This window comes from Acinetobacter sp. Ver3 (assembly GCF_000632455.1).
GTDB lineage: Bacteria > Pseudomonadota > Gammaproteobacteria > Pseudomonadales > Moraxellaceae > Acinetobacter.
The window spans coordinates 1-841 of the sequence record NZ_JFYL01000172.1; the positions used below are offsets into that span (position 1 = coordinate 1).

Annotated in this window: 2 protein-coding genes; both read left to right on the forward strand. The window is 36.6% G+C overall.

Annotation, left to right across the window (positions count from 1 at the left end):
- Window positions 1-279: helix-turn-helix domain-containing protein (locus tag CL42_RS16925; RefSeq protein WP_171076816.1), on the forward strand; the 279-nt coding region annotated here is incomplete at its 5' end.
- Window positions 227-697: an IS5/IS1182 family transposase gene (locus CL42_RS17470; RefSeq protein WP_035271019.1), complete on the forward strand. Its 471-nt coding sequence runs from the start codon at window positions 227-229 to the stop codon at window positions 695-697. The genes CL42_RS16925 and CL42_RS17470, both read left to right, overlap by 53 nt.
- Window positions 698-841 lie beyond the last annotated feature (144 nt).

The window sequence follows — 841 nt, forward strand, 5'->3', positions numbered from 1 at the left end:
TGTAGACCATCTAAGTTAAGTGTAGAAGATCAGGTTCTACTCTGTCTGAGCTATTGGCGTGAATACCGAACTTTATTCCATGTCGCAACAAGTTATGGCGTGTCAGAGCCTACTGCTTCAAGAATCGTCCGCCATGTAGAGGATTGCCTAATTAAGTCCAATCTATTTAATTTACCGAAGAATTTGCCTGAAGGTGAAGGTATCGACTGGAATGTGGTGATCGTAGATGCCACAGAAATTCCAATACAAAGGCCTAAAAAAACAGAAGAAAAGCTATAGTGGCAAGAAAAAGGCACATACTTTTAAAGTTCAAGCCATTATCCATTATAGAACTCAGCAAGTTCTGAGTTTATGCACGAGTCGTGGTGCAGTACATGATTTCGAGCTCTTCAAAGGTAACTTGAATCAGATTCCTAAAGGGTCTTTTATCCTTGCAGATAAAGGCTATCAAGGGATTTACGCAGTGTATCCAAATAGCTTATTGCCTCTTAAAGCAAAGAAGCGCTGCAAATTACATCCCGAACTAAAAGTCTACAATCAAGAAATCAATAAAAGAAGAATTGGGATTGAACATGTATTTGGCAGTTTGAAGACCTTCAAAATACTTGCCGAGCGATATCGTAATCGAGGCAAAAGACTAGGCTTAAGATTTAATTTAATTGCTGGAGTCTATAACATGGAACTGAGTAAAAAATGACTTATGAAAGAACTCTATTATTCACTTAAAAAAGTGAGTGCGATACTTTTTTAGTTCACCAACAATCCCCCCTATTTTTAATAAAATTCAAATTAATTGATGCTTTAACTATTTAAGACATCCAATCCCCTTTTTCTTATATAG

Excerpts from the sequence above, each read along its gene's own strand:
- CL42_RS17470 (WP_035271019.1), top strand. The coding sequence starts at position 227 with ATGCCACAGAAATTCCAATACAAAGGCCTAAAAAAACAGAAGAAAAGC.